Consider the following 17797-nt stretch of genomic DNA (forward strand, 5'->3'; position numbering starts at 1 on the left):
CTTATTTATTTGAGGTGATTTATAAATTCGACCGCACTTTTCCCCGGATCTTCAGTTTTCATAAAGTTTTCTCCAATCAAAAATCCGCTATATCCGTATTGCTGAAGATCTTTTATCGTTTCTACACTACTTATCCCGCTTTCTGAAACCTTTACAAAGTCGGCAGGAATGTTTTCAGAAAGTGTTTTACTCACATTCGTACTCACTTCAAAAGTCTTTAAATTTCGATTGTTCACGCCCAACATATCGAGACTGGGCATCAGCGATTTGTCCAGTTCTTCATTGTTATGAACTTCCAAAAGTACATCCAGCTTCAGGCTTTTGGCCAATTGAGAAAAACTTTTGATTTCCTTTCTCGAGAGAACCGCTGCAATCAACAAAATAACATCAGCTCCATGGGCTTTGGCTTCTATTATTTGATATTCGTCAACAATAAATTCTTTTCTAAGAAGTGGCATTTTAACTGCCGCCCTGGCCAAAACCAAATCATCCAGGGAACCCCCAAAATATTTAGCATCTGTTAAAACAGACATGCCGCAAACTCCAGCATTTTCATAACCATTCGCTACATCCTGAACATTGTGCCCCTGGTGAATAACATCTTTGGAAGGGGATCTTCTTTTATGTTCAGCAATTATTCCTGAATTACTATTTCGTAAGGCGGAAGCAAGGGAAACCGTTCCAGAGCTGAAGAGTGGATATTTTTCAAATTCTCTGGAAGAAATAAGCCGCTTCTTAATATCAACTTCTTTCCTTTTATCGGCAATAATTTTGTCTAAAATGTTCATTATTATTTATTTTACGCTTTGCTCAAATCCTGTAATTTCTTCAAAACTTCCAGAGCCTTTCCTGAGAGTAATACTTCTTTGGCAGTTTCAAACCCTGCTTTTGGAGAGCAGGATCTGGCGGTAGCAATCGCCATTCCCGCATTTGCACAAACCACATTGTTCTGAGGTTGTGTCCCATTTCCTTTTAATATTTTCAGAAAGATTTCAGCTGAACTTTCTACGGAATTTCCACCGCTAATTTCTTCAGCTTTTAATTCTTCTACTCCAAAATCTGAAGCTTCCAGCATTCCTTCAGAATTGTTTGATATTGTTTTAGTAGGGCCCGTCAAAGAAATTTCGTCATATCCATCTAAAGCGTGGAGAATGGTAAATTGTTTATCGGTATTTTGATATAGGTACCCATACATTCGGGCCAGTTCCAGGTTAAAAACCCCTACCAGTTGTTTTTTCGGAAAAGCCGGATTTACCATAGGACCCAACATATTGAAAAATGTTTTAACGGCTAAGGACTTTCTTATTGGAGCTACATTTTTCATTGCCGGATGAAAAAGGGGGCGTGAAGTACACAAATTCCTGCCTCGTCTATACATTTTTCCAGGTAATCTTTATCATTGCTGAATTTTATTCCCAGGTGCTCCATTACATTGGAACTTCCACTAACAGATGACACCCCGTAATTCCCGTGCTTTGCTACGTTTACTCCAGAACCTGCAGTAATAATAGAAGCCAGGGTAGAAATATTGAAAGTGTCTTTTCCGTCTCCCCCGGTACCGCAAAGATCAATGGGATCGTAGCCGCTAAGATCTATAGAAATACACAGATCCAGTAAAGCATCCCTAAAACCTTCCAGCTCTTCTATTGTAATACTGCGCATCATATAAACAGTAAGAAAAGCAGCGATCTGGCTCTGGTTGTACTCCCCTTGAGAAATATTTACCAGCGCCTCCCGGGCTTCTTCCTTGGTAATGGTTTCGTGATTTATAAGTCGGTTAAGCAAGTTTTTCATAGAAAGTAGGCCCCTCCAGCTCCCCCGAAGGGGGAGAGCTAGAGAGTAGATTTTTATTTATACTTCAGTTCGTATTTGAGAATTATTTGCTCCCTCCCCTTTGGGGAGACTTGGGGAGGGGCTTATTACCCAATTTTTGATCATCTTTTTACCATCAGGAGTAAGTACCGATTCCGGATGGAACTGAACTCCTCTTACGTCAAACTCCCGGTGCCTAAGGGACATGATCTGTCCGTTTTCATCAAAGGAAGTGGCTTCCAGGCAGGCTTAAATTTTTCTCCACAACCCAGGAATGATAACGCCCCACCTGAAATGATTTTTCCAATCCCGAAAAAAGAGATTCGTCATCTACGATTGTCGTAACCGAATTAGCTACTCCATGATACACAGATTCCAGGTTAATCAATTTCCCCCCAAAAACTTCGCCTATTGCCTGCTGTCCCAAACATACTCCCAATATGCTCTTTTTAGGAGCATATTCCTTCACGATCTCTTTTAGAAGTCCGGCTTCATCGGGTATTCCAGGTCCAGGGGACAATAAAATTTTATCATACTTTGCTACGTCTTCCAGGGTAATTTCGTCATTCCTGCGAACCGTAACAATGCAATCCAGCTCTTCCAGGTAATGAACAAGATTATAGACAAAGGAATCGTAATTATCTATAACCAGTACAGAAATTCCTTTCCCCGAAGGAGAAGGTATCTGCATGTCAGGACTATCTGTTTTTATATTCTTCATTTCTTAATATTTTTATTTTATTCCCCTCCGCTGGAGGGGCAGGGGTGGTTCTCCCCACCGCTGGAGGGGCTGGGGGAGGCTTTTTTCCTTCAGAAAGTCTGGGATAAACTTAGCATATTATATATCTTCAGCAATTTCCATAGCTTTAGTTAAAGCTCCCAGTTTATTATAGACTTCCTGTAATTCGTTTTCTTCATTAGATTCAGAAACTATTCCCGCCCCTGCCTGGTAATGAAGCTGGTGATTTTTACTCACGAAAGTGCGGATTATGATGGCGTGATTAAAATTTCCATCAAAATCCATAAATCCAATTGCACCTCCATATGCACTTCGATTTACATTTTCATATTTCTCGATGAGGCTCATCGCGCTATGTTTTGGAGCGCCACTTAATGTTCCCGCCGGAAAGGTACTTGCTACGACTTCCATAGTTCCTGTTCCTTTTTTTATAGCACTTAGTTACTTTGCTTACCAGGTGGATCACGTGAGAGAAAAACTGAATTTCCCTGTATTTTTCAACTGTGACATTAGTGCTGTGACGGCTAAGATCATTCCGCGCCAGATCTACCAGCATAACGTGTTCAGAATTTTCCTTTTCATCGACTGCAAGTTTTTTTGCAAGCTCTGCATCCTGCTCATCATTCCCCGTACGGCGAAAAGTTCCCGCAATTGGATGAATTTCGGCCTGTCCATCTTTGACCACCAGTTGAGCTTCCGGGGAACTACCAAAAATTTTGAAGTTTCCGTAGTCAAAATAGAAGAGGTAAGGGGAAGGGTTAATGCTACGTAAAGCCCGATAAACATTAAATTCATCTCCTTTAAAAGCCTGCGAAAACCTTCTGGAAAGTACCAACTGGAAAACGTCTCCCCGCTGGCAGTGTTTCTTTCCGTTTTTTACGTTTTCTTTAAATTCTTCATCAGTTAGATTAGAAATTGGTTCTTGTTGCCTCCGGAAGTTATAGGTTGCAAAATTTCTTACTTTCAAAAGCTGTTCTATTTCTTCAAGCTTACTTTCTGTATTGTAGTTATGATCAAAAATATAGGCTTCATTTTTAAAATGATTAATTGCGATAATATTTTGATAGACTGCATAGTAAACATCAGGAAGTTCCAGGTTACCTTTTTTTGGAGTGATCTTAATATTCTCGAAATATCTTACTCCATCATAGGCGATAAATCCGAATAAGCCATTGTTGATAAATTTAAAATCTGAACTTTCTGCTTCAAAATTTTGTGAAAATTGTTCAATACGCTTTACAATCTCTTTATTCCCTTTTAAATCCTCATTATTCTTACTTCCATCTGGAAAGACTTCCGTGATTTTTTCCTTCTCAACTTTAATGGAGGCGATGGGATTACAGCAGATGTAGGAAAAACTGTTGTCGCTGGCGTGGTAATCACTACTTTCCAATAACAGGCTGTTAGGATATCTGTCCCTAATCTTCAGGTAAATACTCACAGGTGTTATGGTATCTGCCAAAAGCTTCTTGTAAGTCGTTTTTAGTTTGTACATCTTGAATAATTAAATAAAAAAAGGCTTGTCGTGAGACAAGCCTTTTGTATATGATTTCATACTATAGCAGTGTTACTTCACGACGATTGACGTAAGTTGTTCCACCACCAGGTATGTACATTACAAATTTTCATTAGCCAAATATAAACAGGAAAGCTAAACTGGCAAAACTTTTTAAAAAAAAGATGCCACAAAATATCAGGTTGGGCATCAAGAAATTTGTAATGGGGTAATTAAAATTTTAAATCTACTTCAAGGTCGAAGTTATCATAAATAGTTTTGTCACCAAGATTTTGGAAAAAACTACCAGATCCATATTTTACATTGTATTTAGAACGATCTATGGATAGTTTGGTAGAAGCGGAATTTTCCTTCCAGTCAAGATCAAAATTAATAGGATGTGTTATATTTTTAATGGTAAGATTACCAGTCACAGCGTAAGTATTATCATTCTTTTTCGCCACCTTGGTAATGACCAGTTTTGAGACAGGATGGTTTTCTACTCCAAAAAAGTCCTCAGATTTTAGATGCCCTTCTAAATCTCTTTTTCCGTCACCGGAAAGATCTGTTACTGTAATAGAAGTCATATCAATTATAAATTCTCCTCCTATTAACTTCCCATCTTCTACGTTAAAATGACCATCTTTCAGTTGGATCGTACCCGTATGAGAACCAGTTACTTTTTTTCCTGTCCAGGTTACCTGGCTTTCTTTAATTTGAATTTCCTTTTTTAAAGTTGTAAAGGATAGAGTGGTCAAAATAATTACTGATGCCGTTGCACCTTTTAAAACATTCTTTTTCATCGTTGTAAATTTTAAAGTTATACTAAGTGGAATAATTGTTTTTTGCTTTTCCTGACTTTTGGAACAAATTGAGTTTGATCCTCTACACTTCTGTAGCCAATTGGTGCAATAACTGTAGTTTTGAGACCTTTCTCTTTTAAGTTAAGAAGATTGTCAAATTCTTCAGCATTGAATCCTTCCATAGGACAGGTGTCAATTTTCATATTGGCTGCAGCTGAAAGAAGGTTGCCCAAAGCAATGTACGCCTGCTTGGCAGTCCAAATAGCCTGGGCCTCTTTGGATTGTTGTAAAATGGTATTTTGAAGCATGGTGCGGAATCCAGCAAGTTCTTCCATAGACACATTCCGTGCTTTACTGATAGTTTGCAGGTAAGCTTCAATATGCTTTTCTGAAATTTCGGTGTAACTGGCAAAAACAATTAGATGTGAAGCGTCGGTAATTTGAGTTTGATTCCATGCAACAGATTTCAGTTTTTCCCGAATTTCTTCATCTTCAATGATAAACACTTCATAGGGCTGTAAGCCATAGGAGGAAGCAGAAAGTTGTATTCCTGCCATTAATTTTTCCAGGTCTCCAGGAGAAACCTTTTTGTTTTTATCAAATATTTTTGTGGCGTATCGCCAGTTAAGAGCATCAATGTAATTATTCATATATATTAATTTTTGTTTTTACCAATATTGTACCTACAAGTATTGTTTCAAATTTTTTTAATCTCTCAGTTTTTCCAGTAAAGTATTAAGAGTTTTAACCTCTTCTAAATTCAGGTCCTTTACAAAATCCTTTTCAGTATGTTCTACTAATGGATCTAATTGCTTTAAAAGTTCAAGACCTTTTTGTGTTATAAAAATTTCAATTTTTCTCCGGTTTTCTTCGCAGGTGTTCCTGTCTACCAATTTTTTTTCAAGGAGCTTGTCTACCAGCCGGGTAGTATTGCTCATCTTGCTCACCATCCTATCCTGAACTGTGCATAGGTTTGCTTAGGTTTCTCTCCCTGACCTCTAAGAATTCGTAGTACGTTAAATTGCTGTATCGAGAGTTCAAATGGTTTTAATGCTTCTGCCATTCTGGATGACGCCTCGTTAGTGGTAAGCATAAGGTTAATCACCAGTTTCTTTTCTTCAGAAACAGGATGCCGGGTTTTTAATATGTCTTCAACTTTAATAGCCATAACAACAATTGTAGGTACAAATGTATTGTAAAATATTTTTTTCACTTCATAATAATTAGTTAAATTTATAGAAGTCGAATAACGGAAGATGCTGAGTCGTATGTTCCATTTTTTAATAAAAAATATTCTATTTGTAGGCTTTCTCTTATATTTACCACTTTAAAAATCCCAAAATTTTACCAGCAAATGAAAAATCTTACACAGGACCAATGGAAAGAAGGATTAGCAGCCGACGAAAATGCTGAAATCCTTGATGTTAGAACTGAAGAGGAATTTATAGAAGGTTATATTCCCGAGGCAACTAATATAGATATTTATAAAGGACAGGGATTTATTGATCGAATTAATGAACTCGATAAATCAAAAAATTACTACGTCTATTGCCGATCCGGAGCGCGTAGTGCACAGGCTTGTGCTTTAATGGACCAGCAAGGATTTCAAAATGCCTATAATTTAATGGGTGGAATTACTGAATGGGAAGGTGAGATCACAAAATAATCCTCCTGCTATGAAAATTCTAAAGCTTATAGTAGGATTAGCTCTTGTTATATCTTGTGGAAGTTGTAAAGATGCGGCTGCAACCGATATTCATACAGTTACCCCTGCAGAGATGCAAAATCATCTGAAGTATGATGACAATGTTCAGGTTGTAGACGTCCAGCCAGAAGAAGAATATCAAAAATCCCATCTTCTTAATGCGCGCAATATAATCTATGATAAGGACTTCAGAAAAAAATTAGATAAACTTGATAAATCCAGGCCCGTTGCACTTTATTGTACCACGGGAAAAGTAAGCCCTGAGGCTGCACAAATTCTTAAAGATGCTGGTTTTCTCCACATCTACGTATTAGAAGGTGGAATTAAAAAGTGGCGGGATGACACAAGCGAGAACGGGAAAAAATAAAAATATATTTTGAAAATGTTTTAAAGGTTACTGCAGGTAGCCTTTTTCTTTTTATCACTTTTAAAACTGCCTCTTATAATTTTTTTCCGGTTCCTACGTTATTTGCTTAAGAAAACTGGTTTAATTTATTTTTTAATATAATATATTTACCCCTCATCGTAGGAAATGAAATAACCCTATATCTATGAATAAACTATTTTTATTTGTTCTTATATGTTTTGGCAGTTTACAAACTGCAGTTCACGCCCAGGAATTTAGCTTTGGTTTAAAAGGAGGTATAAACCTTACCTCGGGAGGGACACTCACAGGGATAAGATCTACTCCAATTTATACAGGAGCAACTTTTAATGCTGAAGGTGAAATTGGGTTTCATGGAGGTCTTTGGACACAATTAAGCTTTGGGAAGTTTTTTATAAGACCTGAAGTAGTATATTCTAAACTTGAATCTCGTTTTGATTTTCCTAATCGACCCGCAATTTATGCAGTAGATGAGTTAAGTGTACCGTTTTTGGTGGGTTATAATATTTGGGGCCCAATAGATATCTATGGTGGACTTACTTACAAAAATATAGTTGATGCTTCTCTGGAAGGAACAGAGCTAGCTGATCAACTTATTGTGGTGCAAAATTTTCCCTTATCAGCACAGGTGGGAGCTAAAGTCGAATTTGGAAGTTTTGGGCTTGATGTGAGATACGATCACTCTTTGGCCAACGAAGAAAATCAGGAAGTTGATATCATTAATAGTGTATACGGGGTTAATAAGGCTAATTTTGAAGATGCCAGACTTAACCAGATAATTGTGAGTCTTACCATTAAATTGTGGGACAGTGAAAATGCCGGAAAGAGGAGAAGAAGAGGAGGAAACTGTTACTTTTAGTGAAGTACAAATTTAGTATATTGGGGGCAGATTTTTCTGCCCCTTTTTATTTTTTGTATTTGTCATTTAAACCTTTCCCGTCCCTGATTAGAGGGATGATCTTTTCAAATCTCTTCTCCTTTGTTTCTAATCTTGTTGCTTCTTGAATATAAGAAATGTATTCTCTTTGTTTACCGGGAGACAAATTCGAAAATTCAGTTTCAAGATCTTGTTCTTTTTTAAGGCGCTCCTCGAATTCCTGAGTCATTTTTACCGTTTTTGAGAGGTCGGGTTTGGATATATTTCCCTGGTCTATTAATTGTATTGCCTCCTGCACATATGGTCTCAAAGCAGGAATATTAAGTACCGTCTCTTTGGAAAACCTTATCTGCCTGAGAGTTTTGGTCTTGCCTTCCTGGGCATTGTGCAGAAAAGCTGTATTCTCCTGAAGTTGAGAACCATCAAAAAACCATAATCCGTAATGTTTTTTAAAAGCTGCCAGGCCTATTAGATTTTTACCTTTATAAGTATACACGGGAGCTCCCCATTTTATAGCTTCCTCGAATGGAAAAGATTTTAGGAACGATCTTAGAATCACAAGTTCATCCTTCCATTTTTCATGAGCTTCTATATATGCCTCTGCGTTTTCAGCTTTGGCCATTGTTTTTATATTTTTCAGAAGTTATTTCGGCAATTTTTACAATGACTGCAACGGCTTTCTGCATACTTTCTACAGGTACATATTCATAGGGACCGTGAAAATTGTGACCTCCTGCAAAAATATTGGGACAGGGGAGGCCTTTATAACTTAGTTGTGAACCATCTGTTCCTCCGCGAATAGGCTTTATTATTGGCTGAACGTCCACTGCTTTAATAGCTTCTTCGGCAATATCCACAATGTGCATTACTTAGCTCTACTTTTTCCCGCATATTGAAATACTGGTCCTTTATGTCAATTTGAATTACTTCTTTTTCATATTGCGAATTTATTTCCCCGGCCAGTTTTCGAAGTACTTCTTTGCGGGCTTCAAAATGATCTTTATCGTGGTCTCTTATAATGTACTTCAGCCTGGTTTCATCTACGTTGCCTCTAACATCTGAAAGATGAAAAAATCCCTGTCTCTCTTCAGTATGCTCAGGAGTTTCCAGTCTGGGAAGCGAATTGATAAAATCCTGAGCTATATAGATGCTGTTAACCATTTTATCTTTAGCATACCCCGGGTGGACACTTTTACCTTTAATAGTTACTGTTGCTCCGGCAGCATTAAAGTTCTCATATTCAAGTTCTCCTACCTGGCTACCGTCCATTGTATAGGCCCATTCTGCCCCAAATTTTTCAACATCAAATTTGTGAGCCCCTCTGCCTATTTCTTCATCTGGTGTAAAGCCAACTCTAATTTTTCCATGTGGTATATCGGGGTTATTAATGAGATATTCCATAGCGGTAACAATTTCAGTAATACCCGCTTTATCGTCGGCTCCCAAAAGAGTTGTACCGTCAGTAGTTATAATTGTTTGCCCTTTATACTGTAAGAGATCATCAAAATAATCAGGTGATAGGATGATCTGTTTTTCTTCATTAAGAACAATGTCTTTACCATCATATTCTTCAATAATCTGAGGCTTCACATTGGTTCCTGAGTAATCGGGCGAGGTATCAAAGTGGCTAATAAATCCTATGACGGGCACGTCGTGTGATATGTTAGCAGGCAAAGTAGCCATGATGTAAGCATTCTCATCTATTTCTACCTCCTGCATTCCTATTTCCTTTAGTTCTTCTGCCAGTTTCCGTGCAAGGTCCCATTGTTTTGATGTACTGGGAGTTTCATTACTGCTGGAGTCGCTTTGTGTGTCTATAGTTAGGTAGTTAATGAATCTATTGATTAGCTGCTTTTTTGATATCATAAAAAATTTCTGTTTTTTCAAAAATAAACATTCAGAAGCCAGTTACAAAGCCTTTTAATATTTACCTAAGGTTTTTTAATTTCCCTATTTTTGCACAAATCTGCAGTTATGTATAAATCTCTGGTAAGGCCATTTCTTTTCAAATTTGATCCCGAAAAAATCCACTATTTTACTTTTGATGCCTTACGCAAAATTTGCAGAATTCCGGGAATGTCTTCAATCCTTCAGAAGAAATACCAAGTAACAGATAAGCGGCTGGAGAGAGAAGTTTTCGGTCTAAAATTCAAAAATCCAGTAGGACTGGCGGCTTAGTTTCGACAAAAATGCACAGCTTTACAAGGAGCTGGGGGAATTAGGTTTTGGCTTTGTTGAAATAGGAACTGTAACTCCCAAACCACAACCTGGAAATGATAAGAAAAGGCTTTTTAGGCTGAAGGAAGATCAGGCGATTATCAACAGAATGGGATTTAATAATGAAGGTGTAGAAGCTGCAGTAGCAAGATTAAAAAGTAATAATCACAATGTACTGATAGGGGGTAATATTGGAAAGAATAAGGTTACTCCTAATGAAAACGCTGCCGATGATTACCTTATTTGTTTTGAAGCTCTTTTCAATTATGTAGATTATTTTGTGGTAAACGTAAGTTCTCCTAATACTCCAAATTTAAGAGAGCTTCAGGATAAAGAGCCTTTGACAAAGCTGCTTCTAAAATTGCAGGAGAATAATAATCAAAAACAACATCCAAAGCCGATCCTGCTTAAAATAGCACCAGATCTTACCGATTCTCAACTTCTGGACATTATTGATATAGTCGCTGAATCCAAAATTGCAGGAGTTATTGCTACTAATACCACTATTTCAAGGGAAGGTTTACAAAGTTCTAATAAAGAAGAGATGGGAGGTTTAAGCGGTAAGCCTCTTACTAAAAGATCTACTGAGGTCATTCGATTTCTTTCAGAAAAAAGCAATAACGCCTTTCCTATAATAGGTGTGGGAGGAATTCACTCAGCTGAAGATGCTTTGGAAAAACTCGCCGCCGGAGCAAGCCTTGTGCAATTATACACCGGGTTTATTTACGAAGGCCCATCTTTAGTAAAAGCTATAAATAAAGCTGTTCTTTTACAGCAGGAACAATCGTGATAGCGCAACTCTTGCCTTTTCTTACTGCCTCTGTTTTACTCACACTGGCTCCGGGTCCGGACAATATTTATGTACTCGTTCAAAGCATTTCAAATGGTAAAAAAGCGGGGGTTATTACAACTTTGGGATTAACTTCAGGTATTTTGGTTCACACAAGCTTAGTGGCATTTGGTGTTTCAGCAATTATTAAAGAGAGTCAATTTCTATTTAACCTGATTAAAATTTTTGGAGCAATTTATCTCATTTACCTCGCCTGGAAGGTTTATAAAAGTGACGCTTCTATTTCCATAAGCTCTGATAAAAAATTGGGGAAAAGGCAATTTTCACTCTACTAAGCAGGGCTTTATTATGAATGTCCTCAATCCCAAGGTTACCATATTTTTCCTCGCCTTCCTCCCGGGATTTCTTTGGGAGCCGCAAAACAATACAATATTTCAGTTTTATATTCTGGGGTTTATATTTATGCTGCAAACGCTCATTATCTTTGGTGCTGTGGCACTGCTCGCGGGAAAAATTTCACTCTTTCTTAGAAAATATCCTTCTTCGGGAAAATATATTAAATGGACTCAAATAATAGTATTTTCAGGTATAGCTGTGTATATTCTAATCTAGAAAATATTAGGAATAGCTCTTAGAGTATATGGTATCTAAAATATTATCTTTGGGCTATGGATGAAATCAAATTAATTGAATGTCCGCGGGACGCTATGCAAGGCATTAAAGCCTTTATACCCACAGATAAAAAAGTTCAATACATCCAGTCGCTACTTAGATGCGGATTTGATACCATAGATTTTGGCAGTTTTGTCTCTCCCAAAGCCATTCCTCAAATGGCCGATACTTCCCAGGTTTTGGCAGGATTGGACTTATCTTTAACCAGGAGTAAACTTTTGGCGATAATTGCAAATACCAGGGGGGCAGAGGATGCTTCCAAACACCCGGAAATAAATTATTTGGGATATCCATTTTCAATTTCTGAAAACTTTCAAATGAGGAATACTCATAAAACCATAGCAGAATCTGTTGAGACTCTGGGGGAAATTTTAGAAATCGCTGATCAATCCGGCAAGGAGGTAGTGGCATATTTATCTATGGGCTTCGGAAATCCTTACGGGGACCCATGGAATGTCGAAATTGTAGGGGAGTGGACAGAAAAACTTTCGGGAATGGGAGTAAAAATTCTCTCTCTTTCAGATACTATTGGAAGTTCCACGCCAGATGTAATCGAATATCTTTTTTCTAATCTAATTCCGCGTTATCCTTCCATAGAGTTTGGTGCACATCTGCATACTACGCCGGGTTCATGGCACGAAAAAGTTGATGCGGCATATTTGGCAGGTTGCAGAAGATTTGATGGTGCTATTCAGGGATTTGGAGGTTGCCCTATGGCAAAAGATGAGTTAACAGGTAATATGCCTACAGAAAAAGTTGTTTCCTATGTCACTTCTAAAAAAGCTGAAAGTCATATTAAAATGACCAGCTTTGAGTCGGCCTATAATGAGGCGACAAAGATTTTTACAGTCTATCATTAGTGTACGGTAACTTCAGTTAATCTATTGTTCTTAAAAAATTCTTCCTGAAGGTCCTGCCGGATATTGGAATTTTATTTTAATATTTTCAGCTTTTTCTTCAGCTAAACTTAATTCGGCTTTTGCATTAAAAATCACTACATTTGCACGCAATTAAATCTTAATTGCTATGATCGCTCACGATTCCAAAATAATAGGCGAAGGATTAACTTACGATGACGTTCTTCTGGTCCCTGCTTTTTCTGAAGTTCTTCCACGCGAAGTTAATATTCAAACAAATTTCACCCGCAATATTCGTATTAATGTCCCTATAGTTTCCGCAGCAATGGATACTGTGACAGAATCACGTATGGCAATTGCAATGGCACGCGAGGGGGGAATTGGGGTTCTTCACAAAAATATGACCATCGAAGAACAGGCTCTAAAAGTGCGAAAAGTAAAACGTGCTGAAAGTGGGATGATAATAGATCCTGTTACTTTACCTATTACGGCAAAGGTGAGGGATGCTAAAGATAATATGCGGGAACATAGTATTGGCGGTATCCCTATTGTTGATGAAGATGATAAGTTATTGGGAATTGTAACAAACCGCGATTTGCGTTTCGAAAAAAATAACAATCGACCCATTACTGAGGTAATGACTTCAAAAAATCTTGTTACTGTTGCTGAAGGTACTTCTATGGAGGAGGCTGAGGAAATTCTCCAGGAGAATAAGATAGAGAAGTTACTGGTAGTGAATAAGGAGTACAAGCTGGTAGGTTTAATAACATTTAGAGATATTACTAAAGTCTCTCAAAAACCTATTGCTAATAAAGATAACTATGGTAGGTTACGTGTGGCCGCCGCCATTGGGGTTACTGCAGATGCTGTTCAAAGAGCAGAAGCTCTTGTTGCGGCAGGTGTTGATGCTATAATTATTGATACAGCTCACGGGCATACAAAAGGAGTGGTAAATATTCTTAAAGAAGTAAAAAAGAGTTTTCCAAACCTGGAAGTAGTTGTAGGAAACATAGCTACAGGGGAAGCTGCGAAATATCTTGTAGAAGCAGGAGCAGATGCTGTTAAGGTGGGAATAGGACCCGGTTCTATTTGTACAACAAGAGTCGTTGCTGGTGTTGGATTCCCTCAGTTTTCAGCAGTTCTTGAAGTGGCAGCTGCTATAAAAGGAAGTGGTGTACTATTATTGCCGATGGTGGAATTAGGTATACAGGTGATATTCCAAAAGCTATTGCTGCCGGAGCAGATACTGTTATGTTGGGATCACTACTGGCCGGGACAAAAGAGTCTCCGGGGGAAACAATTATTTTTGAAGGAAGAAAATTTAAGTCTTACCGCGGGATGGGTTCAGTTGAAGCTATGAAACAAGGTTCCAAAGACAGGTATTTTCAGGATGTGGAAGACGATCTTAAAAAGCTGGTGCCGGAAGGTATTGTGGGCAGGGTCCCATATAAGGGGGATTTAGAGGAAAGTATCCATCAATTTATTGGAGGACTAAGAGCTGGAATGGGATATTGTGGAGCAAAAGATATTGATACTTTGAAAGAAACGGGAAGATTCGTTAAAATTACATCCTCTGGAATTCATGAAAGTCACCCGCATGATGTTACTATTACCAAGGAATCTCCTAACTACAGTAGATAGAAGTGATTGTAAATAACAAAAAGAGGCTACCACTGGCAGCCTCTTTTTTGTTGTAGTAGACCCTATTGTTTAACGGTAATACCTAATTTTGATATGACTGCCTCTGTAATATCATAAGCAGGATCGGCATACGCAAGAGCATTCGCACTTGAATTGATAACCTGGGTATATTTTTGTTCGATAATTACCTGCCTCATTGCTTCATCTATTTTGGCGTAAAGAGGTTTGGTTAATTCGTTTCTCTTCATTTGAAGTAAGACACTGGCTTTTTGTCGGAAATTTTTTATCTCATTTTCAAGACCTATAATTTCATTCTCCTTGGATGTTTTTTCTTCCTGGGTACTGCTCTCTGTAGTAGCCTGGTAATCGGCTACCATTTTTTCATATTTCTGAATAGTTTTTTGTAATTCTTCCTGCAGCTCGGTGTTGTAAGTCTTTAGACCTTCGTCAACAGTAGCGATTTCAGGCATTTGAGCTAAAATGTATTCGGCATCTATAGTCCCCACCTTGGATTGTGCCTGGCAAAAAAATCCTGAAAGCAGGACCGCAAATAATAAAATGTATCTCTTCATGATTAATTTAAGTTTGGACAAATATAGAAGAGCATTTTATAATATCTAAAAAAAATGTAATTATTCCTCTGCATAAACTGTTGCCCTGTGAGGTTTTAGTACATCTCTATAAGTAGGAATGGCAGATTCCGGTATTACCCAGAACGCGAGCGAATGCATGTCATTAAGGGTTTCTACTCCCGTAATTTCGGTGTTTTGTATATTGTTATTTTTAATAAATTCCTTGAGATGTATTTCGTGATGTCTGGCCGTTGGTAAAGAAGCAGGTCCGCGAAAATCCCAGATTAGTTTTATTTTTCTTTCCATATTAATTTTTATCTATTCTTTTTCCTTCTTCTGCAAAGGCTTTAAAATCTTCCATAAATTGTTGAGTTTGCTTTTTAAAAGATCCTGCCTTTAAAAACCCGATGATCCTCATAAATCCGGAAAATTTAAATTCATTATCTGTGATCCACAAGGTAGAATTATCTGGTTCTTCTTCAAAATAACTTTTTTGAGAATTAAAAACTCCCTCTGATTCGTATATAACGTGTAGCTTCTTTGGAAATACTCTTTTGGTAACGGTTTCAATTATAACGATTTCTCTGTGGCCTATTTTATATTTCAGTTTTGCCCGGGAGCCTACAGCTCCTCTTTGGTCTCCTAATGAAATAAATGAAATAAATCCTTGTTGCCAGTATTTGAGATAAGCAGGATCTTCCAGTTTATTAAATACTTCTGCTCGTGGCAGGGCAATAATTATTTGTTTGGAATATTTCATAATGGTGCCATTTTTGTTCAATACAATTTAATTCAAGATTTTAATATTTTTTTAAAATTTTTTGAAATCGAAAACGTTTAGTAATAACTTGTTTAAGCTGTGGGATTTCTTATTTTTGCCAGAATATTTTAACATTTTTTTCTGAAGTTCAAAAGGTTAAGTTGAAAAATTGCAATTGTAATTTAATAATGAGTAAAAAGTTTTCTTCGGGATTAATAGTTTTCGCAGGTTCTTTAATTGTAACTGCCTGCAATTATTTCGAAAAAACTGAAGAAAAAGAAATTTTGGCCAGGGTTAATGAAACATATTTATATAAAGAAGATATAGAAGCTCTGGTAGATGAAAGCATTTCACCAGAAGATAGCGCAATAATTGTTAATAATTATATTACTCGTTGGGCTACACAGCAGCTATTAATTGACCGTGCTAAGTTTAATTTAAGTACGGAGCAACAAGAAGAATTTGACGAACTTGTGAAGAACTACAAGAACGAATTATATACAAAGGCTTATGCAGATGCCCTGGTTGCCAAAAAGCTGGACACATCTTTAAATCTGGGAGATATTGAAGAATATTATAAAGAGAATAAAGAAAGCTTTAAATTGAACGAAGATCTCGTAAAGCTTAGGTTTATTAGTTTAGATAAGAATGTCCTGGATTTCCAGGATATTAAAAAGAAATTCATCCGTTTTAATGAGAAAGATAAGGCCGAACTGGATGAGACGGCAATTCAATTTAAAAATTATTCCTTCAATGATTCGGTTTGGGTTGGTACTAAATCGGTGTTCAGCAAAATTGGGCCACTAAATGATTCGAACAAATCCCAACTATTAAAAAAGTCTAATTTTCTTCAGCTTGAAGATTCATTAGAAGTATATTTGATTTATGTAAACGATGTGTTATTGAGAAATGAGCAGGCACCCCTCGAGTATGCCAACTCTACAATCAAGCAAATCCTTCTCAATAAAAGAAAGGCCGAATTGGTCAAAGAATTAGAAAAAGATATAACAAGAGATGCAATTGAAAACGAACAATTTAAAATTTATAATTAAAGGCTTTACTGTTGCGGTTATTGCAGCAGTAGGCCAAATAGGTATTGCACAGGAAGTGATAGTTACAGACAGTACAGCTATCCAGCCCGAAGAGCAATATGTAGAGGCTACACCAACCAGTCAAAATTCTTCCCGACAAAAAGTAGACGGGATTGCAGGAGTGGTTGGAGGATATGTTATTCTCGATAGTGACGTGCAAATGCTCTTCCAGGATCTAAAGAGCCAGGGGGTTTCTACAGCAGACGTTACAGATTGCCAATTGGTAAGTAACCTGCTTGAGAATAAATTGTATGCACATCACGCCATCCAGGATAGTATTGTTGTTTCTGATGCAGAGCTAAGTAATTATGTGGACCAGCAAATCAACCAGATGGTTCAACAAATTGGTTCTATTGAAAAGGTACTTGCTTTTTATAAGAGAGATTCTGAAACAGAATTTAAAAGTGAACTTCTTGAAATAAACAAACAAAGAGAGTTATCCAGCAGGATGCAGCAAAAAATTATTGAGAATGTAGAAGTAACTCCCGATGAGGTGCGTGCCTATTTCGAATCTATCCCCAAAGACGCAAGACCTATTTTTGGAGATGAGGTTGAGGTAGCACAGATTGTTATTAAACCAGAAATTCCCCAAAGTGAGAAGCAAAAGATTATTGCCCGTCTTCTCGAAATGAGAGAAGATGTACTCGATAACGGCGCAAGTTTTAATACGAAAGCTATTATGTATTCCCAGGATCCAGGCTCCAGCAGGGATGGAGGTAAAATGATTGTTTCTCGTAAAGATCCTCTGGATAAAACGTTTAAAGATGTTGCTTTTAGCCTTCAGGAAGGTGAAGTAAGTGAGCCTTTTGAATCTCAATTTGGATTTCATATTATTAAACTTGATAAAGTCATTGGACAAAATCTTGAAATTCGTCACATTTTATTAATACCTGATGTTACCCAGTCTACAATGGATAAAGCTCGAAAACAACTTGATAGTATAAGAAATCAAATTGTTAGTAAGGAAATAACTTTTGCCCAGGCTGCGAAAAAATATTCTGATGAGGAACAAACTGCAGCGAACAACGGGAGGCTAATTAATCCTACTACGGGAGATACAAGATTTGAACTTACCAAAATAGATCCTACCATATATGATCAGGTTGTAAATTTAAAAGAGGGAGAAGTTTCCCTTATACTTTCAGATCAGGATCGTACGGGGAGAGTCTTTTATAAGATCATTATGGTAAATAAGCGATTTCCTGAGCATGAAGCTGATTTTGCACAGGATTACATGAAAATTCAGGAACTGGCTTTGCAAAAGAAACAACTGGATGCAATTGCGAAATGGCAAAAAGAGAAAATTGCCGACACTTACATAAAAATTAATGGAAAATACCGTAATTGTGAATTCACCAATAACTGGTTAAAGCAGTAATTA

At 37.3% G+C, this 17797-nt stretch carries 15 protein-coding genes and 7 pseudogenes; 9 read left to right on the top strand and 13 right to left on the bottom strand.

Annotation, left to right across the window (positions count from 1 at the left end; translation table 11 throughout):
* Nucleotides 1-5 precede the first annotated feature (5 nt).
* The 8 genes and pseudogenes from trpC to LZ575_RS24090 form a co-directional block, all read right to left on the bottom strand.
* The gene (gene trpC / locus LZ575_RS21260) at nt 6-788 is read right to left on the bottom strand and encodes an indole-3-glycerol phosphate synthase TrpC (RefSeq protein ID WP_235327205.1); all 783 of its coding nucleotides are present in this window, start codon (nt 786-788) and stop codon (nt 6-8) included.
* A gap of 11 nt (nt 789-799) precedes the next feature.
* Nucleotides 800-1794 (bottom strand): annotated as a pseudogene (gene trpD / locus LZ575_RS21265) (anthranilate phosphoribosyltransferase).
* Nucleotides 1795-1851: 57 nt separating this feature from the next.
* A pseudogene (locus LZ575_RS21270) lies at nt 1852-2503 on the bottom strand (anthranilate synthase component II).
* A gap of 147 nt (nt 2504-2650) precedes the next feature.
* Nucleotides 2651-4046: pseudogene (locus LZ575_RS21275) on the bottom strand (anthranilate synthase component I family protein).
* Nucleotides 4047-4279: 233 nt separating this feature from the next.
* Complete coding sequence (locus tag LZ575_RS21280; protein ID WP_235327207.1) at nt 4280-4849, bottom strand: YceI family protein; 570 nt, start codon at nt 4847-4849, stop codon at nt 4280-4282.
* A gap of 17 nt (nt 4850-4866) precedes the next feature.
* Complete coding sequence (locus LZ575_RS21285) at nt 4867-5499, bottom strand: NAD(P)H-dependent oxidoreductase (protein ID WP_235327209.1); 633 nt, start codon at nt 5497-5499, stop codon at nt 4867-4869.
* A 57-nt stretch (nt 5500-5556) separates the two neighbouring features.
* Complete coding sequence (locus tag LZ575_RS24085; protein WP_311195891.1) at nt 5557-5787, bottom strand: hypothetical protein; 231 nt, start codon at nt 5785-5787, stop codon at nt 5557-5559.
* A 5-nt stretch (nt 5788-5792) separates the two neighbouring features.
* Nucleotides 5793-6062 (bottom strand): hypothetical protein, encoded by a 270-nt coding sequence (locus LZ575_RS24090; protein WP_311195892.1) that lies wholly within the window; start codon nt 6060-6062, stop codon nt 5793-5795.
* 141 nt (nt 6063-6203) lie between these two features.
* Between LZ575_RS24090 and LZ575_RS21295 the strand changes: the two genes are divergently transcribed.
* From LZ575_RS21295 to LZ575_RS21305, 3 genes are all read left to right on the top strand, one after another.
* Complete coding sequence (locus LZ575_RS21295; protein WP_235327211.1) at nt 6204-6515, top strand: rhodanese-like domain-containing protein; 312 nt, start codon at nt 6204-6206, stop codon at nt 6513-6515.
* A gap of 10 nt (nt 6516-6525) precedes the next feature.
* Nucleotides 6526-6921, top strand: coding sequence for a rhodanese-like domain-containing protein (locus tag LZ575_RS21300; RefSeq protein ID WP_235327213.1), 396 nt, complete (start codon nt 6526-6528; stop codon nt 6919-6921).
* 184 nt (nt 6922-7105) lie between these two features.
* On the top strand, nt 7106-7798 hold the full coding sequence (locus tag LZ575_RS21305; protein WP_235327215.1) for a hypothetical protein: 693 nt from the start codon (nt 7106-7108) through the stop codon (nt 7796-7798).
* Nucleotides 7799-7844: 46 nt separating this feature from the next.
* On the opposite strand, the gene LZ575_RS21310 is transcribed toward LZ575_RS21305, so the two are convergent.
* Nucleotides 7845-8438 (bottom strand): YdeI family protein, encoded by a 594-nt coding sequence (locus LZ575_RS21310; RefSeq protein WP_235327217.1) that lies wholly within the window; start codon nt 8436-8438, stop codon nt 7845-7847.
* Nucleotides 8425-9682, bottom strand: a pseudogene (gene pepT / locus LZ575_RS21315) (peptidase T). The gene LZ575_RS21310 and the pseudogene pepT overlap by 14 nt, the downstream one beginning before the upstream one ends.
* Nucleotides 9683-9790: 108 nt before the next feature.
* Here pepT and LZ575_RS21320 point away from each other — a divergent pair.
* The 4 genes and pseudogenes from LZ575_RS21320 to guaB all read left to right on the top strand — a co-directional run bounded on the left by LZ575_RS21320 (nt 9791) and on the right by guaB (nt 13993).
* A pseudogene (locus LZ575_RS21320) lies at nt 9791-10823 on the top strand (quinone-dependent dihydroorotate dehydrogenase).
* Nucleotides 10820-11435 (top strand): annotated as a pseudogene (locus LZ575_RS21325) (LysE family translocator). Before LZ575_RS21320 ends, LZ575_RS21325 begins: the two co-directional pseudogenes overlap by 4 nt.
* Before the next feature lie 56 nt (nt 11436-11491).
* On the top strand, nt 11492-12355 hold the full coding sequence (locus LZ575_RS21330; protein ID WP_235327219.1) for a hydroxymethylglutaryl-CoA lyase: 864 nt from the start codon (nt 11492-11494) through the stop codon (nt 12353-12355).
* A 166-nt stretch (nt 12356-12521) separates the two neighbouring features.
* Nucleotides 12522-13993, top strand: a pseudogene (gene guaB / locus LZ575_RS21335) (IMP dehydrogenase).
* A 62-nt stretch (nt 13994-14055) separates the two neighbouring features.
* On the opposite strand, the gene LZ575_RS21340 reads toward guaB, so the two are convergent.
* The 3 genes from LZ575_RS21340 to LZ575_RS21350 are packed head-to-tail and all read right to left on the bottom strand — an operon-like array spanning nt 14056 to nt 15325.
* Nucleotides 14056-14565: an OmpH family outer membrane protein gene (locus tag LZ575_RS21340; RefSeq protein WP_235327221.1), complete on the bottom strand. Its 510-nt coding sequence runs from the start codon at nt 14563-14565 to the stop codon at nt 14056-14058.
* Between the two features lie 60 nt (nt 14566-14625).
* Nucleotides 14626-14871: a hypothetical protein gene (locus tag LZ575_RS21345; RefSeq protein WP_235327223.1), complete on the bottom strand. Its 246-nt coding sequence runs from the start codon at nt 14869-14871 to the stop codon at nt 14626-14628.
* A gap of 1 nt (nt 14872) precedes the next feature.
* Complete coding sequence (locus LZ575_RS21350) at nt 14873-15325, bottom strand: SRPBCC family protein (protein ID WP_235327225.1); 453 nt, start codon at nt 15323-15325, stop codon at nt 14873-14875.
* A gap of 188 nt (nt 15326-15513) precedes the next feature.
* On the opposite strand from LZ575_RS21350, the gene LZ575_RS21355 reads away from it, so the two are divergent.
* Nucleotides 15514-16377, top strand: a complete 864-nt coding sequence (locus LZ575_RS21355; RefSeq protein WP_235327227.1) for a peptidyl-prolyl cis-trans isomerase — start codon at nt 15514-15516, stop codon at nt 16375-16377.
* Complete coding sequence (locus tag LZ575_RS21360) at nt 16340-17794, top strand: peptidylprolyl isomerase (protein ID WP_235327229.1); 1455 nt, start codon at nt 16340-16342, stop codon at nt 17792-17794. The genes LZ575_RS21355 and LZ575_RS21360 overlap by 38 nt, the downstream gene beginning before the upstream one ends.
* Nucleotides 17795-17797: the final 3 nt, after the last annotated feature.

Origin of the sequence: Antarcticibacterium sp. 1MA-6-2 (assembly GCF_021535135.1) — a bacterium.
Lineage (GTDB): Bacteria > Bacteroidota > Bacteroidia > Flavobacteriales > Flavobacteriaceae > Gillisia.

What these genes read in the sequence shown, in the direction of transcription:
- trpC (WP_235327205.1), bottom strand. Translation starts at nt 788, where the DNA reads ATGAACATTTTAGACAAAATTATTGCCGATAAAAGGAAAGAAGTTGAT.
- LZ575_RS21280 (WP_235327207.1), bottom strand. Translation starts at nt 4,849, where the DNA reads ATGAAAAAGAATGTTTTAAAAGGTGCAACGGCATCAGTAATTATTTTG.
- LZ575_RS21285 (WP_235327209.1), bottom strand. Translation starts at nt 5,499, where the DNA reads ATGAATAATTACATTGATGCTCTTAACTGGCGATACGCCACAAAAATA.
- LZ575_RS24085 (WP_311195891.1), bottom strand. Translation starts at nt 5,787, where the DNA reads ATGAGCAATACTACCCGGCTGGTAGACAAGCTCCTTGAAAAAAAATTG.
- LZ575_RS21295 (WP_235327211.1), top strand. Translation starts at nt 6,204, where the DNA reads ATGAAAAATCTTACACAGGACCAATGGAAAGAAGGATTAGCAGCCGAC.
- LZ575_RS21300 (WP_235327213.1), top strand. Translation starts at nt 6,526, where the DNA reads ATGAAAATTCTAAAGCTTATAGTAGGATTAGCTCTTGTTATATCTTGT.
- LZ575_RS21305 (WP_235327215.1), top strand. Translation starts at nt 7,106, where the DNA reads ATGAATAAACTATTTTTATTTGTTCTTATATGTTTTGGCAGTTTACAA.
- LZ575_RS21310 (WP_235327217.1), bottom strand. Translation starts at nt 8,438, where the DNA reads ATGGCCAAAGCTGAAAACGCAGAGGCATATATAGAAGCTCATGAAAAA.
- LZ575_RS21330 (WP_235327219.1), top strand. Translation starts at nt 11,492, where the DNA reads ATGGATGAAATCAAATTAATTGAATGTCCGCGGGACGCTATGCAAGGC.
- LZ575_RS21340 (WP_235327221.1), bottom strand. Translation starts at nt 14,565, where the DNA reads ATGAAGAGATACATTTTATTATTTGCGGTCCTGCTTTCAGGATTTTTT.
- LZ575_RS21345 (WP_235327223.1), bottom strand. Translation starts at nt 14,871, where the DNA reads ATGGAAAGAAAAATAAAACTAATCTGGGATTTTCGCGGACCTGCTTCT.
- LZ575_RS21350 (WP_235327225.1), bottom strand. Translation starts at nt 15,325, where the DNA reads ATGAAATATTCCAAACAAATAATTATTGCCCTGCCACGAGCAGAAGTA.
- LZ575_RS21355 (WP_235327227.1), top strand. Translation starts at nt 15,514, where the DNA reads ATGAGTAAAAAGTTTTCTTCGGGATTAATAGTTTTCGCAGGTTCTTTA.
- LZ575_RS21360 (WP_235327229.1), top strand. Translation starts at nt 16,340, where the DNA reads ATGCAATTGAAAACGAACAATTTAAAATTTATAATTAAAGGCTTTACT.